The organism is Pseudomonas sp. B22(2017) (assembly GCF_002113105.1).
GTDB lineage: Bacteria > Pseudomonadota > Gammaproteobacteria > Pseudomonadales > Pseudomonadaceae > Aquipseudomonas > Aquipseudomonas asiatica.
This window is the reverse complement of sequence record NZ_NEJN01000022.1, coordinates 1-25,432: the sequence shown is the minus strand read 5'-3', so window position 1 is coordinate 25,432 and position 25,432 is coordinate 1. Positions and strand designations below refer to the sequence as shown.

General features: G+C 63.6%; 26 protein-coding genes and 1 riboswitch. Of the genes, 20 read left to right on the top strand and 6 right to left on the bottom strand.

The features are described from left to right. Positions 1 to 359 precede the first annotated feature (359 nt). On the bottom strand, positions 360 to 938 hold the full coding sequence (locus CAG18_RS25510; protein WP_015269242.1) for a hypothetical protein: 579 nt from the start codon (positions 936 to 938) through the stop codon (positions 360 to 362). Between the two features lie 167 nt (positions 939 to 1,105). Then, positions 1,106 to 1,326: riboswitch (cobalamin riboswitch) on the top strand. Positions 1,327 to 1,438: 112 nt separating this feature from the next. Between CAG18_RS25510 and cobO the strand changes: the two genes are divergently transcribed. The 16 genes from cobO (at position 1,439) to CAG18_RS27035 (ending at position 15,114) form a co-directional block, all read left to right on the top strand. After that, positions 1,439 to 2,050, top strand: coding sequence for a cob(I)yrinic acid a,c-diamide adenosyltransferase (gene cobO / locus CAG18_RS25505; RefSeq protein ID WP_013971375.1), 612 nt, complete (start codon positions 1,439 to 1,441; stop codon positions 2,048 to 2,050). Then, complete coding sequence (locus tag CAG18_RS25500) at positions 2,047 to 3,342, top strand: cobyrinate a,c-diamide synthase (RefSeq protein ID WP_015269243.1); 1,296 nt, start codon at positions 2,047 to 2,049, stop codon at positions 3,340 to 3,342. Before cobO ends, CAG18_RS25500 begins: the two co-directional genes overlap by 4 nt. After that, positions 3,339 to 3,989 (top strand): 5,6-dimethylbenzimidazole synthase, encoded by a 651-nt coding sequence (gene bluB / locus CAG18_RS25495; RefSeq protein WP_015269244.1) that lies wholly within the window; start codon positions 3,339 to 3,341, stop codon positions 3,987 to 3,989. The genes CAG18_RS25500 and bluB overlap by 4 nt, the downstream gene beginning before the upstream one ends. Continuing rightward, positions 3,986 to 4,894 carry an adenosylcobinamide-phosphate synthase CbiB gene (cbiB, locus tag CAG18_RS25490; RefSeq protein ID WP_085721797.1) on the top strand — a complete coding sequence of 303 codons (909 nt, stop codon included), beginning with the start codon at positions 3,986 to 3,988 and terminating at the stop codon, positions 4,892 to 4,894. Before bluB ends, cbiB begins: the two co-directional genes overlap by 4 nt. Further along, positions 4,887 to 5,879 (top strand): threonine-phosphate decarboxylase CobD, encoded by a 993-nt coding sequence (gene cobD, locus CAG18_RS25485; RefSeq protein ID WP_085721796.1) that lies wholly within the window; start codon positions 4,887 to 4,889, stop codon positions 5,877 to 5,879. The genes cbiB and cobD overlap by 8 nt, the downstream gene beginning before the upstream one ends. Then, complete coding sequence (locus CAG18_RS25480) at positions 5,876 to 7,330, top strand: cobyric acid synthase (protein WP_085721795.1); 1,455 nt, start codon at positions 5,876 to 5,878, stop codon at positions 7,328 to 7,330. The genes cobD and CAG18_RS25480 overlap by 4 nt, the downstream gene beginning before the upstream one ends. 1 nt (position 7,331) lies before the next feature. Then, entirely contained in the window at positions 7,332 to 7,853 is a 522-nt protein-coding gene (gene cobU / locus CAG18_RS25475; RefSeq protein ID WP_015269248.1) for a bifunctional adenosylcobinamide kinase/adenosylcobinamide-phosphate guanylyltransferase, read from the top strand. Further along, positions 7,850 to 8,905 carry a nicotinate-nucleotide--dimethylbenzimidazole phosphoribosyltransferase gene (gene cobT, locus CAG18_RS25470; protein WP_085721794.1) on the top strand — a complete coding sequence of 352 codons (1,056 nt, stop codon included), beginning with the start codon at positions 7,850 to 7,852 and terminating at the stop codon, positions 8,903 to 8,905. Before cobU ends, cobT begins: the two co-directional genes overlap by 4 nt. After that, positions 8,902 to 9,468: a histidine phosphatase family protein gene (locus tag CAG18_RS25465; RefSeq protein WP_015269250.1), complete on the top strand. Its 567-nt coding sequence runs from the start codon at positions 8,902 to 8,904 to the stop codon at positions 9,466 to 9,468. Before cobT ends, CAG18_RS25465 begins: the two co-directional genes overlap by 4 nt. A 1-nt stretch (position 9,469) precedes the next feature. Continuing rightward, positions 9,470 to 10,192, top strand: a complete 723-nt coding sequence (locus CAG18_RS25460; protein WP_003257715.1) for an adenosylcobinamide-GDP ribazoletransferase — start codon at positions 9,470 to 9,472, stop codon at positions 10,190 to 10,192. A gap of 341 nt (positions 10,193 to 10,533) precedes the next feature. Continuing rightward, positions 10,534 to 11,649 (top strand): glycoside hydrolase family 5 protein, encoded by a 1,116-nt coding sequence (locus CAG18_RS25455; RefSeq protein ID WP_178075748.1) that lies wholly within the window; start codon positions 10,534 to 10,536, stop codon positions 11,647 to 11,649. A gap of 60 nt (positions 11,650 to 11,709) precedes the next feature. Beyond that, positions 11,710 to 12,114 carry a MarR family winged helix-turn-helix transcriptional regulator gene (locus tag CAG18_RS25450; protein WP_013971386.1) on the top strand — a complete coding sequence of 135 codons (405 nt, stop codon included), beginning with the start codon at positions 11,710 to 11,712 and terminating at the stop codon, positions 12,112 to 12,114. A 64-nt stretch (positions 12,115 to 12,178) separates the two neighbouring features. Then, positions 12,179 to 13,381 (top strand): MFS transporter, encoded by a 1,203-nt coding sequence (locus tag CAG18_RS25445; RefSeq protein WP_015269253.1) that lies wholly within the window; start codon positions 12,179 to 12,181, stop codon positions 13,379 to 13,381. Then, positions 13,378 to 13,500, top strand: a complete 123-nt coding sequence (locus CAG18_RS27385; protein WP_013971388.1) for a hypothetical protein — start codon at positions 13,378 to 13,380, stop codon at positions 13,498 to 13,500. The genes CAG18_RS25445 and CAG18_RS27385 overlap by 4 nt, the downstream gene beginning before the upstream one ends. Positions 13,501 to 13,546: 46 nt before the next feature. Then, the gene (locus CAG18_RS25440) at positions 13,547 to 14,098 is read left to right on the top strand and encodes a glutathione peroxidase (protein ID WP_015269254.1); all 552 of its coding nucleotides are present in this window, start codon (positions 13,547 to 13,549) and stop codon (positions 14,096 to 14,098) included. 644 nt (positions 14,099 to 14,742) lie between these two features. Further along, positions 14,743 to 15,114, top strand: a complete 372-nt coding sequence (locus tag CAG18_RS27035) for a hypothetical protein (protein WP_158090339.1) — start codon at positions 14,743 to 14,745, stop codon at positions 15,112 to 15,114. Here the strand turns inward: CAG18_RS27035 and CAG18_RS25425 are convergent. After that, a complete protein-coding gene (locus CAG18_RS25425) occupies positions 15,021 to 15,281 on the bottom strand; it encodes a DUF2798 domain-containing protein (RefSeq protein WP_061303109.1) in 261 nt (86 codons plus the stop codon). The genes CAG18_RS27035 and CAG18_RS25425 overlap by 94 nt on opposite strands. A gap of 114 nt (positions 15,282 to 15,395) precedes the next feature. On the opposite strand from CAG18_RS25425, the gene CAG18_RS25420 reads away from it, so the two are divergent. Next, positions 15,396 to 16,325: a LysR family transcriptional regulator gene (locus CAG18_RS25420; RefSeq protein WP_085721792.1), complete on the top strand. Its 930-nt coding sequence runs from the start codon at positions 15,396 to 15,398 to the stop codon at positions 16,323 to 16,325. A gap of 41 nt (positions 16,326 to 16,366) precedes the next feature. Here CAG18_RS25420 and CAG18_RS25415 read toward each other — a convergent pair whose 3' ends face one another. From CAG18_RS25415 to CAG18_RS25405, 3 genes are all read right to left on the bottom strand, one after another. Continuing rightward, complete coding sequence (locus CAG18_RS25415) at positions 16,367 to 17,647, bottom strand: OmpP1/FadL family transporter (protein ID WP_013971392.1); 1,281 nt, start codon at positions 17,645 to 17,647, stop codon at positions 16,367 to 16,369. Positions 17,648 to 17,794: 147 nt separating this feature from the next. Further along, positions 17,795 to 18,277, bottom strand: coding sequence for a hypothetical protein (locus CAG18_RS25410; protein ID WP_003257336.1), 483 nt, complete (start codon positions 18,275 to 18,277; stop codon positions 17,795 to 17,797). 249 nt (positions 18,278 to 18,526) lie between these two features. Then, entirely contained in the window at positions 18,527 to 18,751 is a 225-nt protein-coding gene (locus tag CAG18_RS25405) for a hypothetical protein (protein ID WP_003257337.1), read from the bottom strand. A gap of 952 nt (positions 18,752 to 19,703) precedes the next feature. Between CAG18_RS25405 and CAG18_RS25400 the strand changes: the two genes are divergently transcribed. Further along, a complete protein-coding gene (locus tag CAG18_RS25400) occupies positions 19,704 to 20,123 on the top strand; it encodes a tetratricopeptide repeat protein (RefSeq protein WP_085721791.1) in 420 nt (139 codons plus the stop codon). A gap of 231 nt (positions 20,124 to 20,354) precedes the next feature. Further along, the gene (gene rmuC / locus CAG18_RS25395) at positions 20,355 to 21,728 is read left to right on the top strand and encodes a DNA recombination protein RmuC (RefSeq protein ID WP_161551463.1); all 1,374 of its coding nucleotides are present in this window, start codon (positions 20,355 to 20,357) and stop codon (positions 21,726 to 21,728) included. Here rmuC and CAG18_RS25390 read toward each other — a convergent pair. Continuing rightward, entirely contained in the window at positions 21,700 to 25,176 is a 3,477-nt protein-coding gene (locus tag CAG18_RS25390; protein ID WP_085721789.1) for a hybrid sensor histidine kinase/response regulator, read from the bottom strand. The two genes, rmuC and CAG18_RS25390, sit on opposite strands and share 29 nt — an antisense overlap. On the opposite strand from CAG18_RS25390, the gene CAG18_RS27190 reads away from it, so the two are divergent. Continuing rightward, positions 25,175 to 25,432 (top strand): hypothetical protein (locus CAG18_RS27190; protein WP_218191481.1); only part of this gene is annotated, 258 nt, incomplete at its 3' end. The genes CAG18_RS25390 and CAG18_RS27190 overlap by 2 nt on opposite strands.

Sequence of the window (25,432 nt, the reverse complement as noted above, 5' to 3'; positions counted from 1 at the left end):
CAAGATCAAGATCAAGATCAAGATCAAGATCAAGAGCAAGAGCAAGAGCAAGAGCAAGAGCAAGAGCAAGAGCAAGAGCAAGAGCAAGAGCAAGAGCAAAAATCGTCAGAAACCGCAGTCGTGTAATACCAGTAATCGGAACTGGCTCCTCATGAAGGCTGGGCGTGGGGCACCTGCGGTGGCTCGCTTCACTACGACAGGAGACTTAAATAGGGCTCTGTGGGAGCGGGCGCGCCCGCGAACACCGGCGTAGCCGGTGCCAGCCACCGCGTTGGATTCTTCGCGGGCACGCCCGCTCCCACAGAAGCGACGTCGCGCTTGCGAAACGAGTTCCGGCCCCGGCCCGAGCCGAAGTTGCTTCAAGCCTGCTTGAGCAGCAACGCCACCCCCGGGAAATACTGCCCCAGCTCGTTGTGCAACTTGCGGTAGGCATACGGGAAGTACCAGGCGATGGCACAGGCGGTATGTTTCTGCAGATCGTCGACCAGGTCCTGCAGTTCCTCGGGGCTGGCATGCTGGCCAGCCTTCCACGGGCTGATGAACAGCGCACCAGCTTTCAACTGGCTGGGGTAGGCCACCTGGCGCGCCAGGGCAGTGGTCTGCTGCAGGGCGTCGGCCATGTCCAGCCGAGCGATTCTTGGCCAGCGCTGACTGACACTGAGGTACAGCGCTTCATCGGCACTGCTGATCGACAGGTCGCAGCGCCCTTCGTGTTCACCTTCGTCGCGTTGCTTCTTGCCGGCAAACTGCTGCAGCGCCGCCAGTTCGGCTTGCCAGGCCGCTGCGGCAAGCAGCCCCGTATTGGCGGCGGCGCCATGCCAGTAAGGTGCTTCGGCATCGCCAGCAAACTGGTTGAACCGGTCAATACAGTCGCCCCAGCGCTCCAGCACCGGAGCAAGAAACTCCAGGCGCGGGTTGTTGATGATCTGGCCTCGCATGCTGCGCTCTCCTGTTGTAGTTGTGATCGCGTTCAGCTGAAAGTGATGGCTATGTGATATCACTGTATTCAGTGTGGCACAACAAGGTGAATTGGCCATTACCCGGGCGGTGCCTGTTCGGCTGCAAAGCGGCCCGCTTCGATTGACGCTCCCGGTCCAACCCTCTAACCTTCGCGCGTGTTTCAGGTGCCCTGCCAGCCCCGACTGGGCAGGGTGAAACTGGGAAGCCGGTGGGTGCCAGCATGGCGCGATTCCGGCGCTGCCCCCGCAACGGTAGGTGAGTCGCGGCCGCGCAGGGCCACTGGGTGCCAGCACCCGGGAAGGCGCGCAGGCCTGGGCCAAGGCCCGCTCACAAGCCCGGAGACCGGCCTGATACTGCCAACGGCATCACGGAGGGTGATGCGCGGTGCACCGTGGCGTACGGCCACGGCCCCTGCGCGTTCTCCGTCTGCCCGCCTTTTACCTGTCGTTGCCGTGGCGACAGCCAGCGGAGAACCCTGATGAGCGAATCCACCGAACGCGACGAACGCCACCTGGCGCGCATGCAGCGCAAGAAGGCGATCATCGACGAACGCATCGCCAATTCCCCCAACGAATGCGGCCTGCTGCTGGTGCTTACCGGCAACGGCAAGGGCAAGAGCAGCTCGGCCTTCGGTATGCTCGCGCGCGCCCTGGGCCATGGCATGCAGTGCGGTGTGGTGCAGTTCATCAAGGGCCGCAACAGCACCGGCGAAGAGCTGTTCTTCCGCCGCTTCCCCGAGCAGGTGCGCTACCACGTGATGGGCGAGGGCTTTACCTGGGAAACCCAGGATCGCCAGCGCGACATTGCCGCCGCCGAAGCAGCTTGGGCCGTTTCGCGCCAGTTGCTGCAAGATCCGAGCGTGCAGTTCGTGGTGCTCGATGAACTGAACATCGCCCTCAAGCACGGCTACCTCGACCTTGACCAGGTGCTGTCCGACATCCAGGCCCGCCCACCAATGCAGCATGTGATCGTCACTGGCCGTGCCGCGAAACCCGAGATGATCGAGCTGGCCGACACCGTGACCGAAATGGGCATGCTCAAGCACGCGTTCCAGGCCGGTATCCGTGCACAGAAGGGCGTGGAACTGTGAGCCAGTCGCGCCATTGCCCTGCGGTACTGATCGCGGCACCGGCCTCTGGTCAGGGCAAGACCACCGTCACCGCCGCCCTGGCCCGCCTGCACCGCAACCTTGGGCGCAAGGTGCGGGTGTTCAAGTGCGGCCCCGACTTTCTCGACCCGATGATCCTTGAGCGGGCCAGCGGCGCGCCGGTGTACCAGCTCGACCTGTGGATGATCGGCGCCGAGGAAAGCCGCCGCCTTCTGTGGGAGGCAGCCGGCGAGGCCGACCTGATCCTGATCGAAGGGGTGATGGGGCTGTTCGACGGCACGCCGTCCAGCGCCGACCTGGCGCGTCACTTCGGCGTGCCGGTACTGGCAGTGATCGACGGCACGGCCATGGCCCAGACCTTTGGCGCCTTGGCCCTGGGCCTGGCACGCTACCAGGCGGACCTGCCGTTTGCCGGTGTGTTGGCCAACCGGGTCGGCAGCCTGCGCCACGCGCAACTGCTGGAAGGTAGCCTGACCGAAGGCCTGCGCTGGTATGGCGGCTTGTCCCGCGAGCGCGGTATAGAGCTGCCCAGCCGCCACCTGGGGCTGGTCCAGGCCAGCGAGCTGAACGACCTGGACGCTCGTCTGGATGCCGCTGCCGAAGCGCTTGGCGCCAGTTGCGATGCCGCCTTGCCGCCGCCAGTGACCTTTGCCGAACCCGAGCCGCAAGCCAGTGTCGCCTCGTTGACCGGTGTGCGCATTGGCGTGGCGCGGGACGAGGCCTTTGCCTTCACCTATGGCGCCAACCTCGACCTGCTGCGCAACCTGGGCGCGCAGCTGGAGTTTTTCTCGCCGCTGCATGACCGCGAACTACCAGCAGTGGACAGCCTGTATCTGCCGGGCGGTTATCCCGAACTGCACCACCACGCCCTGGCTGCCAACGCGCCAATGAGCGAGGCGATCCGTGCCCATCACGCCCAGGGCAAACCGTTGCTGGCAGAGTGCGGCGGCATGCTGTACCTGCTCGATGCCCTGACCGACGTGGCCGGCGAGCGTGCCGAGCTGCTCGGCCTGCTGCCGGGCGAAGCGACCATGCAGAAGCGCCTGGCTGCCTTGGCCCTGCAGGCGGTGGAACTGCCGGAAGGCACCCTTCGCGGTCACACCTATCACCATTCGTTGACCAGTACCGTACTGGAGCCGATCGCACGTGGCCTGAGCCCCAACGGCGGGCGCGGCAACGAAGCGGTGTACCGTCTGGGTCGGCTGACGGCTTCCTACGTGCACTTCTACTTTCCCTCCAACCCTGATGCGGCGGCGGCGCTGTTGCGACCATGAGCGAATACGCCTACAGCGACGCCGAGCGCGCCGCGATCTATCGGGCCATCGGTGAACGCCGTGACATGCGCCATTTCGCCGGAGGCGAGGTAGCCCCGGAACTGCTGGGGCGCCTGTTGGCCGCCGCGCACCAGGCGCCGAGCGTCGGGCTGATGCAGCCCTGGCGTTTCATCCGCATCACCCGGCGCGATTTGCGTGCGCGCATCCAGGCGTTGGTGGAAGCAGAGCGGGTGCGTACCGCCGAAGCCTTGGGCGAACGCTCCGATGCCTTCATGAAACTGAAGGTGGAAGGCATCAATGACTGCGCCGAGCTGCTGGTGGCCGCCCTGATGGACAACCGCGAGCCGCACATCTTTGGCCGCCGCACCCTGCCGGAAATGGACCTGGCCTCGCTGGCCTGCGCCATCCAGAACCTTTGGCTGGCAGCCCGTGGCGAAGGCCTTGGCATGGGTTGGGTGTCGCTGTTCGACCCGCAGGCGCTGGCGGCGCTGCTGGGTATGCCGAGTGGGGCCAAGCCGGTCGCGGTGCTGTGCCTGGGGCCGGTGACCGAGTTCTATCCGGCACCAATGCTGGTGCTGGAAAACTGGGCCGAGGAACGGCCCTTGAGTGAAATGCTCTTTGAGAACCAATGGGGAGAGCGCCAATGAGCGTGGCCTTGCTGACCGTGGCCGGGGTGGCCCTGGATGCCTTGCTGGGCGAGCCGCAGCGGCGCCACCCGCTGGTGGCCTTTGGCAACATGGCCAGTAACCTGGAGCGCCGCCTCAATGCCGGTGGGCGCGGCTGGCGCAGTCACGGGGTGAGCGCATGGTTCCTGGCTGTGGTGCCGCTTACCCTGGTGGCACTGATCCTGTCCTGGCTGCCGTACATCGGCTGGCTGGTCGACGTGCTGGCGCTCTACTGCGCCGTCGGGCTGCGCAGCCTGGGTGAACACGTGTTACCAGTGGCCAGTGCCTTGCGCCAGGGTGACCTGCAAGAAGCGCGGCGCCGTGTGGGCTACCTGGTCAGCCGCGAAACCCGCGAACTTGACGAGCCTGCGGTGGCCCGGGCGGCCACCGAATCGGTGCTGGAAAATGGCAGCGATGCGGTATTCGCCGCGCTGTTCTGGTTCGTGGTCGCCGGCGCGCCTGGCGTGGTGCTGTACCGCCTGAGCAACACCTTGGATGCCATGTGGGGCTACCGCAACGAGCGCTTCGAACGCTTCGGCTGGTGTGCGGCGCGTGTCGATGATGTGCTCAACTATATTCCCGCCAGGCTGGTGGCGTTGACCTACGCGCTGCTGGGCAAGACCCGCCTGGCCCTGGCCTGCTGGCGCAAGCAGGGCCCGCTGTGGGACAGCCCCAATGCCGGGCCGGTGATGGCCGCCGGTGCTGGTGCGTTAGGGGTGGAACTCGGTGGCCCGGCGGTGTACCACGGCGAGCTGCATGAGCGGCCACGCCTGGGTGACGGGCCAATGGCCGACGCCGACTCCATTGAGCGCGGCTGGGGCCTGGTGCAGCGCGGCGTATGGCTGTGGCTGCTGGTGATCTGCCTGGGGGCCTATATCAATGCTTGAACACGGAGGCCGCCTGCTGCGGGCGGTACGGCAATACGGCATCGCCCGCGAGCAGTGGCTCGACCTGTCCAGCGGCATTGCGCCATGGCCTTTCCCGATTCCACCGATCCCCATGGAGGCCTGGGCCCGCCTGCCGGAGACCGAGGACGGCCTGGAGGACGCCGCGCGTGCGTATTACGGCGCCCGCCAATTGCTGGCGGTGGCCGGTTCCCAGGCCGCGATCCAGGCCTTGCCGCTGTTGCGCGCAGCCGGCCGGGTGGGGGTGTTGACGCCTTGCTATGCCGAGCACCCATACGCCTGGCAACGGGCGGGGCACCAGTTGCTGGAGCTGGACGAAGCGCAGGTAGAGGCGACGCTCGACAGCCTCGACGTACTGGTGCTGGTCAACCCCAACAACCCCACCGGCCGCCGGGTGCCGCGTGAACGCCTGCTGGATTGGCATGCGCGCCTGGCCGCCCGCGGTGGTTGGCTGCTGGTCGATGAAGCGTTCATGGACAACACCCCTGCGCAAAGCGTGGTCGATTGTGCCGAGCGCCCGGGGCTGATTGTGCTGCGCTCGTTCGGCAAGTTCTTCGGCCTGGCCGGCGTGCGCCTGGGGTTCGTTGTCGCCGAACGCAGCCTGCTGCTGCGCCTGGCCGAGTTGCTTGGGCCGTGGACCGTCAATGGCCCGACCCGGGTGCTGGCCCAGGCCAGCCTGGCCGACCACGCCGCCCAGCGTGTGCAGGTCGAACGCTGCGCTGCCGCCAGCCAGCGGCTGGCTATGCTGTTGCGCAGCGCCGGCCTGGCGCCCAGCGGCGGTTGCGACCTGTTCCAGTACGTGCGCAGCGAGCACGCTGCGCAACTGCATGACTTTCTTGCCCGCCGCGGCATCCTGGTGCGGCTGTTCGAGCAGCCGTCGGCGGTACGCCTTGGGCTGCCTGCCCATGCGGCGGACGAACAGCGCCTGGCCCAGGCCCTGGCGGCCTATCAGAAGGAAACGGCATGACCACCCTCATGGTGCAAGGCACCACCTCCGACGCCGGCAAGAGCACGCTGGTGACCGCACTGTGCCGCTGGCTGTTGCGCCAGGGCGTCGGCGTGGTGCCGTTCAAGCCGCAGAACATGGCGCTGAACAGCGCGGTGACCGCCGACGGCGGTGAAATCGGCCGGGCCCAGGCAGTGCAGGCCCAGGCCTGCCGGCTGCAACCGCACACCGACATGAACCCGGTGCTGCTCAAGCCCAACAGCGACACCGGCGCCCAGGTGATCATCCATGGCCGTGCCGTCACCAGCATGAACGCGGTGGCCTACCACGACTACAAGGCCATCGCCATGCAGGCGGTGCTGGCTTCGCACCAGCGCCTGAGTGCTGCCTGGCCGGTGGTCATGGTCGAAGGCGCGGGCTCGCCGGCGGAGATCAACCTGCGTGCCGGTGACATTGCCAACATGGGCTTTGCCGAAGCGGTGGACTGCCCGGTGATCCTGGTTGCCGACATCAATCGTGGTGGTGTGTTCGCCCATCTGGTCGGCACGCTGGAACTGCTGTCGCCCAGTGAGCAGGCGCGGGTAAAGGGCTTTGTCATCAACCGCTTCCGCGGCGACATCGCCTTGCTGCAGCCGGGGCTGGATTGGCTGGAGCAGCGCACCGGCAAACCGGTGCTGGGCGTGCTGCCGTATGTCACCGATCTGCATCTGGAAGCCGAAGACGGCATCGACGCACGCCAGGGGGCAAAGGCCGAGCGCGTGCTCAAGGTGATCGTCCCGGCACTGCCGCGTATCAGTAACCACACCGACTTTGACCCGCTGCGCCTGCACCCCCAGGTGGACCTGCAGTTCATCGGCGCGGGCCAGCCGATCCCGGCCGCCGACCTGATCATCCTGCCGGGTTCCAAGAGTGTGCGCGGCGACCTGGCGCAACTGCGTGAGCGCGGTTGGGACAAGGCCATCGACCGGCACCTGCGCTATGGCGGCAAGCTGATCGGGATCTGCGGTGGCCTGCAGATGCTGGGCCGCGAAGTGCATGACCCGCTTGGTCTCGAAGGGGCCGCCGGCTCCAGCCCGGGGCTTGGCCTGCTCGATTATGCGACGGTGCTCGAAGCCGAGAAGCAACTGCGCAACGTTGCCGGCACACTGAACCTCGAAGCAGTCCCGGTTGCCGGTTATGAAATTCATGCCGGCGTCACCACGGGGCCTGCTCTGGAGCAGCCAGCCGTGCAACTTGCCGATGGCCGTTGCGATGGTGCTGTCAGCGCTGATGGCCAGATACTTGCCACCTACCTGCACGGCCTGTTTGAAGGCAGCCAGTCGTGCGCGGCGCTGCTGCGCTGGGCTGGGCTGGATGATGTGCAGGCCGTCGATTACCAGGCCCTGCGCGAACGCGATATAGAGCGCCTGGCCGACCTGGTGGAAAAGCACCTGGACACCGCGCGCCTGCGCCAGCTCTGTGGGGTGGCCTGACATGCTCAACCTGATCCTCGGCGGCGCCCGCTCGGGCAAGAGCCGCCTGGCCGAACAGCTGGCCAGCGCCAGTGGCCTGCCGGTGACCTACATCGCCACCAGCCAGCCGCTGGATGGTGAAATGAACGAACGCGTGCAGCTGCATCGCCAGCGTCGCCCTGATGACTGGGGGTTGATCGAGGAACCCCTGGCCCTGGCCGCGGTACTGCGCGCCGAAGCGGCCGAAGGGCGCTGCCTGCTGGTGGATTGTCTGACCCTGTGGCTGACCAACCTGCTGATGCTCGAAGACGACCAGCGCCTGGCCGAGGAGCGTGATGCGCTGCTGGCCTGCCTGGAACAGTTGCCGGGCACGGTCATCCTGGTCAGTAACGAAACCGGCCTGGGCGTCGTGCCCATGGGCGAGCTGACTCGTCGCTATGTCGACCTGGCCGGCTGGCTGCACCAGGCCGTGGCCGAACGCTGTCAGCGCGTGGTGCTGACTGTGGCCGGCCTGCCCCTAATGCTCAAAGGACCTGCACTATGACCCAAGCCTGGTGGCGTGACGCCTGCCAACCTCTCGACAACGCCGCCATGGACCAGGCCCGCGCCCGTCAGCAACAGCTGACCAAACCTGCCGGTTCGCTAGGCCAACTGGAAGGATTGGCCATTCAGCTGGCCGGCCTGCAGGGGTGTGAACGGCCGACCTTGGATAACGCCGCAATCAGCATTTTTGCCGGTGACCACGGCGTGGTCGAGGAAGGCATCTCGGCCTACCCGCAAGCGGTGACCGGGCAGATGCTGCGCAACTTCGTCGGTGGTGGCGCGGCAATCAGCGTGCTGGCGCGCCAGCTGCAGGCGAGTCTGGAAGTGGTCGACCTGGGCACCATCGACCCCCACCTGGAACTGCCTGGCGTGCGCCACCTGCGCCTTGGCGCCGGTACCGCCAACTTCGCCCGCCAGCCGGCGATGACCGAGGGCCAGATGCTGGCCGCCCTGCAGGCCGGTCGCGATAGTGCCCTGCGCGCCGCCGAACAGGGCGCGCAGCTGTTCATCGGGGGCGAGATGGGTATTGGCAACACCACGGCTGCCGCTGCCCTGGCCAGCGTGTTGCTCGGCTGCCCGCCGGCTGAATTGAGTGGCCCGGGTACCGGCCTGGACCACGCCGGGGTGCGGCACAAGGCCGAGGTCATCGAGCGTGCGTTGAGCCTGCATGGCCTTAGCGCCAACGATCCATTGCAGGCACTGGGTTGTGTCGGTGGTTTCGAGATCGCGGCCTTGGCCGGTGCCTACATTGGCTGCGCGCAGGCGGGTATCGCGGTACTAGTGGACGGCTTCATCTGCAGTGTCGCCGCGCTGCTGGCGGTGCGTCTCAACCCGCAGTGTCGGGCCTGGCTGGTGTTTGCCCACCAAGGCGCAGAGCCTGGGCACAAAGCCTTGCTCGACGCCTTGCAGGCCGAGCCGTTGCTGGCCCTGGGCCTGCGCCTGGGCGAGGGCAGTGGGGCTGCCCTGGCCGTACCGCTGTTGCGCCTGGCCTGTGCGTTGCACGGGCAGATGGCGACCTTCGCCGAGGCTGCGGTGGCGGACCGCCCGGCATGATCCTCGACCTGCTGCGCCATGGCGAAACGGAACAGGGCGGCCTGCGTGGCAGCCTTGATGATGCCTTGACCGACAAGGGCTGGGCGCAGATGCGTGAAGCCGTGGCCGAAGCCGGCCCGTGGGAGGTGCTGGTCAGTTCGCCGCTGCAGCGCTGTGCGCGTTTTGCCGAGGAACTGGGCGAGCGGCTGAACCTGCCTGTGCAGCGCGAAGCGGCATTGCAGGAGCTGCATTTTGGCGACTGGGAGGGCCGTAGTGCGGCGCAGATCATGGAAGACCAGGCGGACGCGCTGGGGCGCTTCTGGGCGGACCCTTACGCGTTTACACCGCCCAATGGCGAGCCGGTCGAGGCGTTCGCCGAGCGTGTGCTGGCCGCTGTCGAGCGCCTGGGTCGCCAGCATGCTGGCAAGCGCGTGCTGCTGGTCACCCATGGCGGTGTGATGCGGCTGCTGCTGGCACGTGCCCGTGGTCTGCCAAGGGCGCAGTTGCTGCAGGTCGAAGTCGGCCACGCTGCGCTCATGCGACTGGTGCCGGGTGACGACGGCCAGTGGGTCGAGGGGCGCTGAGATGTTGCCATTGTGGATTGCCTTGCAGTTTCTCAGCAGCCTGCCGGTGAGTCTGCCGGGCATGCCGGCGCCGCGCGAGGTTGGGCGCTCGCTGCTCTGCTACCCGCTGGTCGGGTTGCTGTTCGGCCTGTTGCTGTGGCTGGCCAGCTACCTGCTGCAGGGCACGCCTGCGCCGCTGCACGCGGCCCTGCTGCTCACGTTGTGGGTGTTGCTCAGTGGCGCCTTGCACCTGGATGGCCTGGCGGACAGCGCCGACGCTTGGCTTGGCGGTTTCGGTGACCGCGAACGCACCTTGCTGATCATGAAGGACCCACGTAGCGGGCCGATTGCCGTGGTCACCCTGGTGCTGGTGCTGTTGCTGAAGTTCTGCGCTTTGTGGGTGCTGGTCGAGCAGGGCATTGGCGCACAGTTGCTACTGGCACCGTTGATCGGGCGGGCGGCGATGCTCGGGCTGTTCCTGAGTACGCCATATGTACGGCAGGGCGGTTTGGGGCAGGCGCTGGCCGAGCACCTGCCCCGGCATGCGGCCGGCTGGGTGCTGCTGGGCTGTGTGCTTTTCTGTCTGGTCCTGGGCGGGTGGATCGTGGTGCTGGCGTTGGCGGTGTTTGCCTGGTTGCGGCACCTGATGTGCCGGCGCCTGGGCGGGACTACCGGCGATACCGCTGGTGCAATGCTGGAGTTGCTCGAACTGGCCGTGGTGCTGGGGTTGGCGTTGGGCCTCTGAGCCTTGCTCTGGGCCCTGTAGGAGCGGCCTTATGTCGCGAAAGGGCTGCAAAGCAGCCCCGGCAATTTATGCACTAACGCTGAAATTGTGGGGCTGCTTTGCAGCCCTTTCGCGACACAAGGCCGCTCCTACAAGTGACCGCGCAATCAGATGTGTCTGTAGGGCGTTTCTGAGCCTAACGTGTCGGTAAATTCCTGAAAAACTCAGCAAGAACCGGCATCTTTTCACTGGCGTATGCTTGCCCCTCCCGCAAACTGTCGAGGAGTGTCGGCACCATGCGTCATGTCATTCTTGCTGCGTTTTTGTTGGCCATGGGGCCTGCCGCCGTGGCAGCCGATCTCATGGCTTTCTGGAACACCCCCCGCCACGGTGGCAACAGCTTCAACCGGCTGCCACCTGACCAAGCCTACTTCGACGCCTTGAGCGATTATGGCGCGACCTGGGTGCGGCTGTCCTACGACAAATGGCAGCCGGCGGAACGCGATTTCCTCCTCGGCGATGCCGATGCCTACCAAGGCCTGCCTGCCGCCGACCTGGCAACGCTGCGAGCCACCCTCGACCGCGCCCACCAAGCCGGCCTCAAGGTGGTCATCGCACCGCTCTCGCTACCCGGCATGCGCTGGTCGCAAAACAACCATGGCCAGTTCGACGACCGCCTCTGGCAGGACAAACGCTACTGGTTGCAGGCTGCGGCCTTCTGGCGGGATCTGGCCCATGAGCTGAAAGGTCACCCGGCCATCGCCGCCTACAACCTGGTCAACGAGCCCGCCCCGGAGAAGCACGGTGGCCTGGCCGAGCATGCCGACCCTGGGCAAATGCAGCAGTGGTATGCAGGGCAGCAGGGCAGTGCGCGTGATCTGCCGGCTCTGTATCGGCAGTTGATAGCGGCCATTCGCGAGGAGGACGCGGACACGCCGGTCATGCTCGATGCCGGCTGGTTCGCCGCCGCTGATGCCTTCGGTTACTGGCCGGCTCCCCTGGAAGACCAGCGGGTGCTGTACAGCGTGCACATGTACGAGCCCTATCTGGTGACCAGTGCACCGAACATGACGCGCAAGCAACCCATCGCCTATCCCGGCCCGGCACCGTTTGCGGGGCAGACGCAGCAGTGGGATGGCCAGCGTGTGGCGCAATACCTGCGCCAGCCGCTGGACTGGGCCGCGGCCATGAACGTGCCCCGCTCGCGGCTGGTGGTGGGCGAGTTCGGCTGCATGCGCAGGCTGCCGGGCTGCCGGCAATACCTGGAAGACGTGCTCAGCGTGCTGGATCGCCACCGGTTGCACTGGGCCTTCTACAGCTTCCGTGAAGATAACTGGGACGGCATGGACTACGAATTGGGCTCGACCAGGGTACCGTGGCGCTATTGGCAGGCAATCGAGCAGGGCGCTCCAGACCCGCTGGCGCGCAAGGCCACGGTGGAGTTCGAGCCGATTCGCAAGCGCCTGAACCCAGGCTGAGGTGTCTGACAGTCGTGAAAACTCTTGCAACACACATGACGCGGGTATATACACGTATCCATGTTGACCAGTGAATGCATCTGCACCCATCTGCGTCGCGCCGCCCGTGGGGTGAGCCGGCATTACGACGAGGCCCTTGCCAGCTTTGGGGTCAATGTCGCCCAGTTTTCCCTGTTGCGTCATCTGCAGCGGCTCGATCGTCCCAGTATCACCACCCTGGCGGAGGCCATGGGCCTGGAGCGCAGTACCCTGGGCCGCAACCTACGGGTGCTGGAGGCTGAAGGGCTGGTGGCCTTGGCCGATGGTGACGACCAACGCAACCGCGTGGTGCTGCTGACCGAGGCCGGTACCCAGTTGCTGCACGCGGCCCATCCGGCCTGGGAACAGGCACAGGCAGAGTTGGTGGAGCGGCTGGGGGCAGGGCAGCGGGATGAACTGGTCCGTTTGCTGAACCAGCTGGCTTGAAATTGATACGACTATAAGCGGGTATATACCCGTAAAACCTTGCGATGTGCTGGAGATAACGACAATGACTTCGGTGTGGCGAACCAGCGGGTGGGTATTGGTGGGGGCAGCGCTGATCCTGGCGCTATCCCTGGGTGTGCGGCACGGCTTCGGCCTGTTCCTGGCGCCTATGAGCGCGGACTTCGGCTGGGGGCGTGAGGTGTTTGCCTTCGCCATTGCCTTGCAGAACCTGATCTGGGGGCTGGCGCAACCGTTCGCCGGCGCCCTGGCCGACCGCATGGGTGCGGCGCGGGTGGTGATCATTGGCGGTATTCTCTACGCTGCCGGGTTGGTGTTGATGGGCATGGCCGACTCGGCCTGGTCGTTGTCGCTGAGTGCCGGCTTGCTGATCGGTATCGGTCTGTCCGGCACCTCGTTCTCGGTCATCCTCGGCGTGGTCGGGCGTGCCGTGCCGGCGGAAAAGCGCAGCATGGCCATGGGCATTGCCAGCGCTGCCGGTTCTTTCGGCCAGTTCGCAATGTTGCCGGGCACTCTCGGCCTTATCCAGTGGCTGGGCTGGTCCGCAGCGTTGCTGGTACTGGGCCTGATGGTGGCGCTGATCGTGCCCTTCGTCGGCCTGCTGCGCGACCGGCCTCTGCCCACTCATGGAGCCGAACAGACCCTGAGCCAGGCTTTGCGCGAGGCTTGCTCGCACTCAGGCTTCTGGTTGCTGGCGCTGGGCTTTTTCGTTTGTGGTTTCCAGGTGGTGTTCATTGGCGTGCATCTGCCGGCCTACCTGGTCGACCAGCATCTGGCCGCGACTACCGGCACCACGGTGCTGGCGCTGGTAGGCCTTTTCAATATCGTCGGTACCTTCACTGCCGGCTGGCTGGGTGGGCGCATGTCCAAGCCGCGCCTGCTGACCGGGTTGTACCTGCTGCGTGCGGTAGTGATCGTGCTGTTCCTCTGGGCGCCGGTGACCGAATTCAGTGCTTATCTGTTCGGCATCGCCATGGGCCTGCTGTGGTTGTCCACGGTGCCGTTGACCAACGGTACCGTTGCCACCGTATTCGGCGTGCGCAACTTGTCCATGCTTGGCGGTATCGTCTTCCTGTTCCACCAGCTGGGTGCCTTCCTGGGCGGTTGGTTGGGCGGGGTGGTGTATGACCGCACCGGCAGCTACGACCTGGTCTGGCAGATTTCCATCCTGCTCAGCCTGCTGGCTGCCGCCCTCAATTGGCCCGTGCGCGAACGCCCGGTTGCCCGCCTGCAGGCCCAGGCCGCATGAACCGCTACCTGGCTCGAGGGCTACTGGCCCTCGCCGCCCTGTCGTTGCTGGCGCTGGTGTGGTGGGGCTGGCACAAGGGCGGGATGGCGTTGATGCAACTGGGCATGAGTGTTTGTTAGGCGCTACCCTGCAAGTTCGAGGATTGTCTTGCGGGAGAAAAGAGTCATGCGTGCACATTGGTTGACGGTGCCGGTGCTGGCCCTGCTTGCCAGCGCATCGAGCTGGGCTGCTGATTGCCCGGCGTTGTTGCAGGGCAGCCTGCCAGAGTTGCGGGGCAAGGGGCAGGTGGACCTGTGCGAGCGCTTTGCCGGCAAGCCCCTGGTGGTGGTGAATACGGCCAGTTACTGCGGTTTCGCGCCGCAGTTCGAGGGGCTTGAAGCGACCTACAAGGAATATCACGGGCAAGGCTTGGAAATGCTTGGCGTGCCGTCCAATGACTTCAAGCAGGAGGACGCCGACAGCGAGAAGACAGCCAAGGTATGTTATGCCAACTATGGCGTTACCTTTACCATGACCAAGACACAGTCGGTGCGGGGGGCGGATGCGATACCGCTGTTCGCGGAGCTGGCAAGCCAGAGCAGTGCGCCGAAGTGGAATTTCTACAAGTACGTGGTGGACCGCAAGGGCAAGGTGATTGATAACTTTTCCAGCCTGACCAAGCCGGATGATCCAGCATTCCGGGCAGCCATCGAAAAGGCCATTGCCTCTCAGCCATAACCTAGCAGCTCTTGCTCTTGCTCTTGCTCTTGCTCTTGCTCTTGCTCTTGCTTTTGCTTTTGCTTTTGCTTCTAAGTGCGCGATAGTGCAGGCGCTGCAGATTGCGACTTCAGGAGGCCGAGCGAAGGGACTGCGGAGGGAGGTGACGGGCATGGATGCCCGTCAAGCGCTGAGGCCCCATGGATGGGGCCTGCAGCGCGTACTCCCGTGAGCAGGCCCGTAGCGAGGGGACCCCGGAGCGCAGCGTAGGGGCCGGATGATGGGAGCCAGCGTTTTTTGGTTACTTTTTGTCGCGTTTGACAAAAAGTGACCCGCCGTAAGGGCGGAAAGGTGATTAAGCGCCACCTTCGAAAATGAATGTTGACCTTGTTGTTGATGCCCACGCTTGAAAGCGAAGAGCGAAGAGCGGAAAAGTACTGGTATTGATCTCGCGTATAGTCCATTTACGATGGCGACGCTTACTCACCTTTTCGCCCTTACGGCGAGTCACTTTTTGCCAAACGCGGCAAAAAGTAACCAAAAAACGCTGCGCTCCCATCATCCGGCCCCTGCGCTGCGCTCCGGGGTTCCCTCGCGCCGGTCTTGCTCCCGGGAGTACGCGCTGCAGGCCCCATCCATGGGGCCTCAGCGCTTGACGGGCATCCATGCCCGTCACCTCCCTCCGCAAGCCCTCTGCTCGGCCTCCTGAAGTCGCGAAGATCAAGATCAAGATCAAGATCAAGATCAAGATCAAGATCAAGATCAAGATCAAGATCAAGATCAAGATCAAGAGCAAGAGCAAGAGCAAGAGCAAGAGCAAGAGCAAGAGCAAGAGCAAGAGCAAGAGCAAGAGCAAGAGCAAGAGCAAGAGCAAGAGCAAGAGCAAGAGCAAGAGCAAGAGCAAGAGCAAGAGCAGGGGGCTTGCCTGGGCTTTGGGGTTACTTCACTTTGCATGCACAGTAATCGCCACCAACCGCACAACCACCGGCCTGACCATCAATACACAGACGAACGCCACAGGCATCGCCAACTGGTAAGCCTTCAGCACGTTGCCAAGGTACTCAGGGTTGACCCCCGCATTCGCTGCCGTGATCACGAAACACATCAATAGCGCCATGATCGACGACATGTAAAAGGCAAAAACGTAAGGCGTGGCGGCGGGATGCAATTTGCGTCGGCTGCGTGCCTGGGACAAGTTGCTCATGCGAACTCCTGAAAAGTAAGTAGAGACGCAGGTTAGCAACGCACCTGGCAACAGTTGTAGACCAGTCGTATTGAGTTCTTTATAAAGAGATTCTTACGAATCAAAGGGCTCAGCATGGACCTGCTCAACGCCATTCGCAGCTTCATCAAGGTTGTCGAGGCCGGCAGTATCGCCGCCGGTGCCCGCAACCTGGGCCTGAGCCCGGCTGCGGTCAGCCAGAACCTGGCACGCCTGGAAGGTCACTTGCAGGTTCGCCTTCTCAGCCGCACCACCCGCAGCATGGCGCTGACACCCGCCGGTACCCAGTATTACGAACGCGTCAGGCACATTGAGCGCGATCTGGCCATGGCCGAACAGGCTGTCACCACCCCCGACAGTGAACCCCAAGGACGGCTCTGCATTGCTTCGACATCCGCCTTCGGTCGCCATGTCCTGGCACCATTGATACCTGCGTTCAATGCCCGCTACCCACTGCTTTCGATAGAGTTGGTAACGACTGATCGCCGGGTCAACCACGCGCGGGAGGATGTGGATGTAAGCCTGCGTATTACCCCACAGCTAGAAGACCAGTTGCTGGCCAGGCATATCGCCCGCATCCCGTTCGTTTGCTGTGCCTCGCCCGGTTATCTGCAAAGCGCCGGAGTGCCGGCCACGCCCGAGGCGTTGCGTGAGCACCGCTGCCTGGTGTTCCGCTACCCGGTGGATGGACGCTTCCTGCGTTGGGGGTTCATGCGCGACGGGCTGCGGTTCGAGGCAGAGTTCGGTAGTGTCCTGATCAGCGACGACATCGATGCCCTGACCCAGATGGCGCTGCACGATGGCGGCATCACCCGCCTTGCCGAGTTCATCGTAAGGCCGCATCTGGATAACGGGGTGCTGGTGCCGTTGTTCGAATACAGCGATAGCGGCCAGGCCTATGCCCAGACCGAACCGATGGATATCTATCTGTGCCTGGCCGACCGCTTTGCCATGACCGCAAAAGTACAGGTGTTCATGGACTACCTGCGCGAATGCCTGGGCGATGACTGGCTGGTGAAGGTGTAAAAAAACCGCCACGAGGGCGGTTTTCATGTCACGCGTATGAATCAGAAGCGGTAGGTAAGGGATGCACCAATACCGTGAGCACTGTTCTCATACTTGGCCTGATAGGTGCCTTTCAGCGCCTGTTGTGTCGGCGAGCCGGACACATTGTTCACCTTGGTATCCTCTTCCCACAGATACGAGTAGGCAACATCGATGGTCATGTCGTCGTTCGGGCTCCAACCGGCACCAAAGCTGACAGCCTTGCGGTCGCCGGTAGGAATGCGCGGCGAGCGATCATGGTTGTTGGTGGGCGACTGGTCGACGGAGAAGCCTGCACGCAGGGTCCACTCCTTGTTCACCTTGTAGGCAGCACCAATGGCGTGTGCCCAGGTGTCATGCCAGTTCTGCTCTTCGGTGATGGTCTGCAGTGGGTAGCCCGCCGGTGCTTCGTTCTTGACAACGATGCTCTCCAGGCGGCTCCAGCGAGTCCAGGTGCTACCCGCATAGAGTGTCCACTGGTCATCCAGTTCATGGGTGATCGAGAAGTCCACCGATTCTGGCGTCTTTATTTTCAGGCTGGCGTCGAATTTGCCGTTCAGGCCGAGGGCTGCAATCGGGTACGACACTCGCGTGTCGCCTTCAAGCTTGTAGTCGACCATCGAGTGATAGGTCAGGCCCAGGCGGGTACGGTCTGTAGCTTGTACGAGGACGCCAATGTTGTAACCGATCGCGGTGTCGTCGCCCTTGATCTTGATTTCGCCATCCGGCCCGTTCGGGCCCAGCAGCGCCTTGCTGGACAGATTCGAGCCCAGTTCACCCTTGATACGGTTGATGGTCGGACCGAAACCGATCGACACCTTGTCGTTGAAGGCATAGCTGATGGTTGGCTGGAAGGTGACGACCTCGACCTTGCTCTTCTTGCCCCAGTAGCGTGCCGCGTCGTCGCTGCCGTAGTCCGTGATCAGGCCGTATGGCACGTAAACGCCGAAACCGACGCTCCAGTGATCATCGATCGGTTTGACGTAATAGCCCATGGGTACACCCACGACCGGGACCATGTCGCCATCGGTTTCCCCCCCGAAATTGCTACCACGACCCGAAATATCAGTTTTGGCAATGACAGCCGCGCCACCCACGGTGACCTGTTCGCGCTTGAGGCGAGACATGCCCGCAGGGTTGCCATACACCGTGCTGGCATCTTCGGCAGAAGACGAACGTCCCGCAAACCCGGTTCCCATGCCGCTGATGCTTTGTTCGTTCAGCGCGAAACCTGCGGCGAGCAGTTGGCTGGAAGCAAGTGCAACGGCTACGCCGAGGGAGGCTTTGAGCATTACTTTTTTCATTATTAGAAAACTCCTTGGGATCTCCGGGGCGAAAAGCTACCAACAAATCACGCGCCGCGCTATAGCCTCAATCGCAGGAGATAGAGCGGTTTTGTAGGACAATCCGACCAAAATTCCCTTTTTTCCGGGTGCGTTGTAGGACGCGTCTTAAGATGCCTGCGGCAATCTCTGATCTATGCAGGTATGCCAGGCGTGTGTGAAGTCGCGCAGGCGACCTTGGGGGTTGAAAATCTGTCGCCAGATTCGCGCAAGCGCGAGAAGGTCATCGGCGGCCGGCAGTGGCGTGGCCTGCTCTTCGATGAGCATCCAGGCAATCGCGGTTGAATAACGCAGGTTGACGGTGAGTTCCAGGTGCGGGCCGCCGAGGAAGGCGTGCTGGCTGGCCAGGCCGCGGACCAGGCTGGCCAGGTCGGGGTCACGGGCAAGATAGTCGTCCCAGATAGCCTGGTGACGGTGTTCGCCAATACGGTACAGACCGTGCCCACGACGGTCGTGCAAGGCCGACCCCAGGGCCGACTGGCTGGCGGCGATGCCAAGCAACAAGGCTTCGGCGCTGGCGCAGTGACGGTTCAGGTAGACCAGGGTGGGTCGGATCACATACTGACACAATTCATTCGCCGCGATACCCATGATGCCCTCGAGCAGTTAAGGGCCGGACGGGCGCTGGAGCTTGGCAGCTGGTGAGTGATCAGGCCCGCCGGAAGCGGCAAGCACCGCTCGAGTTGAAGTGTAGTGTGATAATCGTGGTGTAAAGGGCTGTTTTTAAATCGATTGCTGCCTGACGTACTTGGCTATATGCCTTAAGGCAATTACGCCACGAACGTTCAGGCAGGCTTGCGATGGGATGATTCAGCGCTTGAATACCGCAGCATTCGCCGCTCACGCGGTGAGCGACTGGCGGGTTCGAGCGATGACCGCCTGCAGCGGTTCACTGCGGCTGTACTGTTCAGGGTACAGGCGTTCGGTGTGGCAGGCGACGCCGTGTTCGTCTACCAGGGTGAAGCTGAAGCTGCCTTTGCGAGGGGCAACGATAAGGCACTTCAACGGCGAGAAGGCCTGGGAGAGGGTGCCAATGGCAGCCTGAATCTGATGATGAGTTTGCATATTGTTGGAGGTTCCTGCTTTAAACACGGGGGTTATGATCCGTGCATGATAGAAACGTTCCAGTGACGCCTTTATTAAGGGACGAACGAACCTGACTGGAACAGGGCAGCCAGAGGGAGCGCAATCAAAGGTGGGCGCGTGGGCTGACTGGTAGGTACTTCAGAGGACAGGCAGCACGCCGGGGCCAAGGTTCTAGGCCGTCGGGGTGGGATCCTGATCAATCTGTCACGTGATTCGTGCTTGAACAGCGCAGGGCTGGCGAGTGAATCATCGAATGGGCCGGTCCTGGTTTCAGCAGCGTCACCCTTGGGAGGAGTGTGTCTGCAAGGACGCTTAAGGCCAGAATTGACTTTCAGCTTGGTACTAACGATGCGCACCTTAGCGAAAATACAGGTGCTTGGCAAGGACTTTGTGTTAATACAGGTTAGCCGCGCAGTATGGCGCGTATTTTCCCTGATGGGAAGGGGCTGCAAAAGCCCCGTATCCGGCCTGATGTACCGATTTCGTGCATTCAATTGAAGGTTTTTGGTGCACTTGTTCACATTTGGAGCAGCGCTTGCAACTGCCTTGCAGCATGCGATGACAGCCTCGCCAATGCCTTGACTGGCCGGTTAAGTCAATGAAAAAAAACACTATTTTTAGCTGGTGAAAAAATCGTCAGTTTGAGCGAAAGCCCCAATTCATAGGGGTTTGCGGGGGATGCCAGGGGGTTGTCCACCGAGTTATCCACAGGAACTGTGGATTGTCCCTGGCGCTTGCTCTAGGACGGGCGTGCCAGCAATACAGTGAACTGTCCGACAATCTACATGCTTCAGGAGGCCAGTTGGTCATCCACTTGAAAACGTCAAGAAAAGATCATTGAAAATTTTTTCAATCCTGCAGAAATCGGAAGGCCATGTCGCAAAAAAAAGGGTAGAGTGGCGCGCCTTTCGAGTTGCCAATCCTGTTGCTCATGAAGTTCCGCGGTAAATACCTCGCCAGCCCTGCTGCATCGACGCCTGCGCCTCCCCCCAAACGTTTCTCCCTCAAAGTGGCCTTGTGGCTGCTCGACAACCCGCGCCTGGGTGACAAGCCGCAGGTCAAGCACTTGGCCGGGCGCCTGTTGAAACAGCCGGCGCGTCAGGGTGTGGTAGTGGCGCAAAGCCGCCTGGGACAGATGTTGTGCCGTGATTGCGGCAATGCCCGTGACCGGCGTATTGGCCATGAACTGCTGCGCCAGGCGGCCCGCGCCGGTGATCGGCGCGCGCAACTGGAGTATGCGCGGCTGTGCCAGCACAACGAGCCGGAGCAGGCGCGGTACTGGCTGGAGCTGGCGGCAGGGCAAGGGTCGCAGGAAGCACGGCGGCTTTTGCGGCAGTGGTTCCATGCCTGAGGTGTATTGCCAGCACTAGCCTCTTCGCGGGTTTACCCGCGAAGAGGCCGGAACAGGCAACACACCGCTCAGGCTGATAAGCTGCGATGCATTCATCCAGGATCATTCGGGGTAAGCATGACAGTGGATCTGGCCAGCATTCTGCTGGGCTTGGTGGCAGGTGCATTACCTTGCCTGGGTTGGGTCATGCAGGTGCAGCGTCGCCAGGGCACGCAGCAAGGCGAGCAGGCTTTGCTCGAAGAGCGCCTCAATGCTGCCCAGCTGGCCCTGGCCGGCCTGCAGGCGCAACTGGACGCCAGCCGCGATGAAATAAGCGATCTCAGCGAAGCCAACACCGTCAAGCAGACCCAGCTGGCCGCCCAGGGCCGTGAGCTGGAACTGCTGCAGATCGACCGTGACAATGCCCGTGATGCCGCTCACGCCTGGAACCTCGAACGTGCCAACCGCGAAGCCGAACTGCGTCGCCTGGAGGCCCAGACCGCACGCCTGGACGCCGAACTGCGCGAGCAGCAGGAAAGCCACCAGCAGCGCCTGGAAGACCTGCAGGAAGCCCGCGACACCCTGCGCGCCCAGTTCGCCGACATGGCTACCAAGATCTTCGACGAGCGCGAGCAGCGCTTCGCCCAGACCAGCCAGCAGCATCTCGGCCAGTTGCTCGACCCGCTCAAGGAGCGCATCCAGGCTTTCGAAAAACGCGTGGAAGAGAGCTACCAGCAGGAAGCCCGCGAGCGCTTTTCGCTGGGCAAGGAGCTGGAGCGCCTGCAGCAACTCAACCTGCGCCTGTCCGACGAAGCCACCAACCTGACCCAGGCGCTGAAGGGCCAGAAAACCCAGGGCAACTGGGGTGAGTTGATCCTCGAACGGGTATTGGAGCATGCCGGCCTGGAAAAGGGCCGCGAATACCAGACCCAGGTCAGCTTGAAGAGCGCCGATGGCGAGCGCTTCCAGCCTGACGTTCTGATCATGCTGCCCGGCGACAAGCAGGTAGTGGTGGATGCCAAGGTCAGCCTCACCGCCTACCAGCAGTTCGTCGCCGGCAACGACGAGGCTGCGCTCAAGCAGCATGTGCAGTCGCTGCGCAGTCACGTCAAAGGCCTGTCGAGCAAGGACTACAACCGCCTCGAAGGCCTGCACAGCCTGGATTTCGTGCTGCTGTTCGTGCCGATCGAGGCCGCCTTCTCGGCAGCCCTGCAGGCCGAGCCGAACCTGTTCCAGGAAGCCTTCGACCGGCAGATCGTGATCGTCAGCCCGACCACCTTGCTGGCCACCTTGCGGGTGATCGACAGCCTGTGGAAGCAGGAACGCCAGGGCCAGAACGCCCGCGAGATCGCCGAACGCGCCGGCTGGCTGTACGACAAGTTCGTGCTGTTCATCCAGGACCTGGACGAGTTGGGCAGCCGCCTGCAGCAGGTGGACAAGGCCTATGCCGCGGCGCGCAACAAGCTGTGTGAAGGGCGCGGCAACCTGGTCAGCCGCAGCGAACAGCTGAAGCTGCTGGGCGCCCGCGCCAGCAAGAGCCTGCCGGCCGACCTGCTGGAGCGGGCGCTGTCCGACGAGGCGTTGCCGGACGAAGCGCTTACTGAACCAGGTTCAGATGGCGATTGAGCATGGCACGCAGGGCCGCCGGCTTGACCGGCTTGGCCAGGTAGTCCAGGCCAGAGGCATGCACCATGGCGATGGTTTCCTTGCTGCCGTCAGCGCTGATCACCACGCCCGGCACCGGCTCGCCAAGGCGCGCGCGTAGCCAGCCCATCAGCCCGGTACCGGTTTCGCCGTCGTCCAGGTGGTAGTCGACCAGCGCCAGGTGCGGGCGCATGCTCTTGGCCAGCAGAGCTTCGCATTCGGCGCGGTTGCGCGCGGTCCACACCTGGCAACCCCAGCGGCTGAGCAGGCTGTTCATGCCAATCAGGATGCTGTCTTCGTTGTCCACGCACAGTACCTGCAGCCCGGCCAGTGGCTGGCCGCCCTGTTCCACCGGGGCGGCGGGCGCCGGTGCGGCCTGGTGGGCAATTGGTACGCTGACGCGGAACACCGTGCCCTTGCCCGGCCACGAGCGCACTTCCAGCTTGTGCCCCAGCACCCGGCACAGGCCGTCGGCGATCGCCAGGCCCAGGCCCAGGCCCTTCTCGGCGCGGGTCTGGTGGCTGTCCAGGCGCTTGAACTCCTGGAAGATCACCTGCAGCTTGTCGTCGGCGATGCCGGGGCCGCGGTCCCACACTTCAAGCCACAACTGTTCACCCTGGCGCCGTGCGCCCAGCAGGATCGGGCTCTTGCCGTAGCGCAGGGCGTTGGTCAGGAAGTTCTGCAGCACCCGGCGCAGCAGCTTCATGTCACTGTCCACCCGCAGGCGGCTGCCGCGCAGGCGAAATTCCAGGCCCTTCTCGGCGGCCAGCACCTTGAATTCGGCACCCAGGGTGTCGAACAGCTCGTTGAGGGCAAAGGGTTTGGCATCCGGGGTAATCTTGCCGTTTTCAAGGCGTGAGATGTCCAGCAGGTCGCTGATCAGCTCTTCGGCCGAGCGCAGCGAACTGTCCATGTGCTGCACCAGCTGCCGGGCCTCTTCATTCATGCCCTCGGCCTGTTGCGACAAGGCGGCGGAGAACAGCCGGGCCGCGTTCAGCGGCTGCATCAGGTCATGGCTGACCGCAGCCAGGAAACGGGTCTTGGACTGGCTCACCGCTTCGGCACGGCTCTTGGCTTCGGACAACGCCTGGTTCAGTTGCGACAGCTCCTGGGTGCGTTCCGCCACCCGTTGCTCCAGGCGTTCGTTGGCATCGCGCAGGGCCTGCTCGGCCTCACGGAACGGGGTGATGTCGGTGAAGCTCATGACGAAACCGCCGCCCGGCATCGGGTTGCCGATCAGCTCGATCACCCGGCCATTGGGGAACAAGCGCTCGGAGGAGTGCGCACGGCCCTGACGCATCCAGTGCAGGCGACGCGCCACGTGCACCTGCGCCTCGCCCGGTCCGCACAGGCCACGCTCGGCGTTGTAGCGGATGATGTCGGCGATCGGCCGGCCCACGCTGATCAGCCCGTCGGGGTAGTTGAACAGTTCCAGGTAACGGCGGTTCCAGGCCACCAGGTGCAGGTTCTGGTCGACCACGCTGATGCCCTGGTTGATGTTCTCGATGGCCCCTTGCAGCAGGGCGCGGTTGAACTGCAGCACCTCGCTGGCTTCGTCGGCGATACGCACCACGTCTTCCAGCTGCATGTCGCGGCCTTCGATGGCGGCCTTGACCACGGCGCGGGTCGACGAGGTGCCGAGTACGCCGGCCAGCAGGCGTTCGGTATGTTCGATCCAGTCGCCGTCGGCGTTCTGGTTGGGGTTGAAGCCCTTGCCCTGGCGGTAGGCGAAGCGGATGAAGCTCTGCCGGGCGCGTTCTTCACCAACGAAGCGCGAGGCCAGGGTCAGCAGGTCGTCGATCTGCACCGCCAGCAGCGGCTTGCTGCTGGGCCTGGCGCTGGTCTGCTGGCCGATGAAGCGGCCGGCCTGCCAATGCTCGGAAACCCGCGTGCGCGAAAGCACCGAGACCCAGGCGAACAGAGTGAAGTTGCCCGCCAGCGACAGCACGACACCCTGGGTCAGTGGGCTGATCGGCAGATCAAGCGGGTTGCCGTGCAGCCACGCCAACCCTGGGAACAGCTGCAGCGACCAGCCCACGCTGTGCGCGGCAATCGGCAGCACCAGGGTGTAGAACCACAGGAAAATACCTGCGGCCAGGCCGGCGAACACACCGCGGCGGTTGGCCTGTTTCCAGTACAGCGCACCAAGCATGGCCGGTGTCAGCTGGGTCACGGCGGCGAAGGCGATCTGGCCGATGGTCGCCAGGCTGGCGGTGGAGCCCAGCAGGCGGTAGCTGACATACGCCAGCAGCAGGATCACCACGATGGTCACCCGGCGTACCGAGAGCATCCAGTGGCGGAATGCCTCGAACGGCCGCTCGGCGTTGGTACGGCGCAGCAGCCAGGGCAGCAGCATGTCGTTGGAGACCATGGTCGACAGCGCCACGGCCTCGACGATGACCATGCCCGTGGCCGCCGATGCACCACCGATGAATGCCAGCAGGGCCAGGCTCGGGTGTGCCTCGGCCAGAGGAAGGCTGATGACGAACGAATCGGAGATCACCGTGCCCGGCAGCAGCATCTGCCCGGCCAGGGCTATCGGCACCACGAACAATGCGGCGAGCGCCAGGTACATCGGGAATACCCAGCGCGCCAGGCGCATGTCCTGGGGTTCGATGTTCTCCACCACGGTGACGTGGAATTGCCGTGGCAGGCAGATGATCGCCATCATCGCCACGGCGGTCTGCACCACCATCGACGGCCAATTGATGGTCTCCTGCCAATAGTCCTGAAGGTGGATCGACTGGCGGGCCTGGCTGAACAGGTCGTCGAAGCCGTCATACAGGTTGAAGACGACAAAGATGCCCACGGCGAGGAAGGCCAGCAGCTTGATCAGTGATTCGAAGGCAATCGCCAGGACCATGCCACGGTGGTGTTCGGTCACGTCCAGGCTGCGGGTACCGAAGACGATGGCGAACAGTGCCAGCACCAGGGATACAACCAGTGCGGTGTCCTGTACGCGGGTGCCGGTGGCGTCGGCGTTGGCGCCGATCAGCAGGTTCACGCCCAGCACGATGCCCTTGAGTTGCAAGGCGATGTACGGCAGCACGCCGACCAGGCAGATGAGCGCCACGACCACCGCCAGGGACTGCGACTTGCCATAGCGCGCGGCGATGAAGTCGGCAATCGAGGTGATGTTCTGTTGCTTGCTGATCAGCACCATCTTCTGCAGCACCCAGGGCGCGAAGATCAGCAGCAGCACCGGGCCCAGGTAAATCGGCAGGAATGCCCAGAGCTGTTCGGCGGCCTGGCCGACCGCGCCGAAGAAGGTCCAGCTGGTGCAGTACACGGCCAGCGACAGGCTGTACACCCAGGCACGCAGCTTCGGCGGCAACGGCGTGCTGCGGCGGTCGCCGTAGAAGGCGATGGCGAACATGATGGCCATATAGGCCAGGGCGACCACGGCGATCAGCCCGCTGGACAACGACATGAAGACTCCGAAGCAAAAAGATAACGCGGTCCCGATCAATCAGTCTGGCACGCAGGTGCCGCTTCGTCAGCGCAGACGATGGTCGCAGTGGCAGGTGGTCGCAGGGTTCTCTTTAACCTGTGCCGGCCCTTTCGCGGGTGAACCCGCTCCCACAGTTTGGACTGCCCCCAAGAAGTTGGACAAAAAATCCAACCCTTGGGGGACCTATGGGCAAATACACAGAGCAATTCAAGCTCACAGCCATCTCAGCCTATTT

What these genes read in the sequence shown, in the direction of transcription:
- cobT (WP_085721794.1), top strand. Translation starts at nt 7,850, where the DNA reads ATGACCCAAGCCTGGTGGCGTGACGCCTGCCAACCTCTCGACAACGCC.
- cobU (WP_015269248.1), top strand. Translation starts at nt 7,332, where the DNA reads ATGCTCAACCTGATCCTCGGCGGCGCCCGCTCGGGCAAGAGCCGCCTG.
- CAG18_RS25425 (WP_061303109.1), bottom strand. Translation starts at nt 15,281, where the DNA reads ATGAGCAACTTGTCCCAGGCACGCAGCCGACGCAAATTGCATCCCGCC.
- CAG18_RS25410 (WP_003257336.1), bottom strand. Translation starts at nt 18,277, where the DNA reads ATGGGTATCGCGGCGAATGAATTGTGTCAGTATGTGATCCGACCCACC.
- CAG18_RS25415 (WP_013971392.1), bottom strand. Translation starts at nt 17,647, where the DNA reads ATGAAAAAAGTAATGCTCAAAGCCTCCCTCGGCGTAGCCGTTGCACTT.
- CAG18_RS25450 (WP_013971386.1), top strand. Translation starts at nt 11,710, where the DNA reads ATGTTGACCAGTGAATGCATCTGCACCCATCTGCGTCGCGCCGCCCGT.
- CAG18_RS25465 (WP_015269250.1), top strand. Translation starts at nt 8,902, where the DNA reads ATGATCCTCGACCTGCTGCGCCATGGCGAAACGGAACAGGGCGGCCTG.
- CAG18_RS25510 (WP_015269242.1), bottom strand. Translation starts at nt 938, where the DNA reads ATGCGAGGCCAGATCATCAACAACCCGCGCCTGGAGTTTCTTGCTCCG.
- CAG18_RS25420 (WP_085721792.1), top strand. Translation starts at nt 15,396, where the DNA reads ATGGACCTGCTCAACGCCATTCGCAGCTTCATCAAGGTTGTCGAGGCC.
- bluB (WP_015269244.1), top strand. Translation starts at nt 3,339, where the DNA reads ATGAGCGAATACGCCTACAGCGACGCCGAGCGCGCCGCGATCTATCGG.
- cbiB (WP_085721797.1), top strand. Translation starts at nt 3,986, where the DNA reads ATGAGCGTGGCCTTGCTGACCGTGGCCGGGGTGGCCCTGGATGCCTTG.
- CAG18_RS25390 (WP_085721789.1), bottom strand. Translation starts at nt 25,176, where the DNA reads ATGTCGTTGTCCAGCGGGCTGATCGCCGTGGTCGCCCTGGCCTATATG.
- CAG18_RS27035 (WP_158090339.1), top strand. Translation starts at nt 14,743, where the DNA reads ATGCCCGTCACCTCCCTCCGCAAGCCCTCTGCTCGGCCTCCTGAAGTC.
- CAG18_RS27385 (WP_013971388.1), top strand. Translation starts at nt 13,378, where the DNA reads ATGAACCGCTACCTGGCTCGAGGGCTACTGGCCCTCGCCGCCCTGTCG.
- CAG18_RS25480 (WP_085721795.1), top strand. Translation starts at nt 5,876, where the DNA reads ATGACCACCCTCATGGTGCAAGGCACCACCTCCGACGCCGGCAAGAGC.
- CAG18_RS25445 (WP_015269253.1), top strand. Translation starts at nt 12,179, where the DNA reads ATGACTTCGGTGTGGCGAACCAGCGGGTGGGTATTGGTGGGGGCAGCG.
- CAG18_RS25455 (WP_178075748.1), top strand. Translation starts at nt 10,534, where the DNA reads ATGGCTTTCTGGAACACCCCCCGCCACGGTGGCAACAGCTTCAACCGG.
- CAG18_RS25405 (WP_003257337.1), bottom strand. Translation starts at nt 18,751, where the DNA reads ATGCAAACTCATCATCAGATTCAGGCTGCCATTGGCACCCTCTCCCAG.
- CAG18_RS25400 (WP_085721791.1), top strand. Translation starts at nt 19,704, where the DNA reads ATGAAGTTCCGCGGTAAATACCTCGCCAGCCCTGCTGCATCGACGCCT.
- cobD (WP_085721796.1), top strand. Translation starts at nt 4,887, where the DNA reads ATGCTTGAACACGGAGGCCGCCTGCTGCGGGCGGTACGGCAATACGGC.
- CAG18_RS25440 (WP_015269254.1), top strand. Translation starts at nt 13,547, where the DNA reads ATGCGTGCACATTGGTTGACGGTGCCGGTGCTGGCCCTGCTTGCCAGC.
- cobO (WP_013971375.1), top strand. Translation starts at nt 1,439, where the DNA reads ATGAGCGAATCCACCGAACGCGACGAACGCCACCTGGCGCGCATGCAG.
- CAG18_RS25460 (WP_003257715.1), top strand. Translation starts at nt 9,470, where the DNA reads ATGTTGCCATTGTGGATTGCCTTGCAGTTTCTCAGCAGCCTGCCGGTG.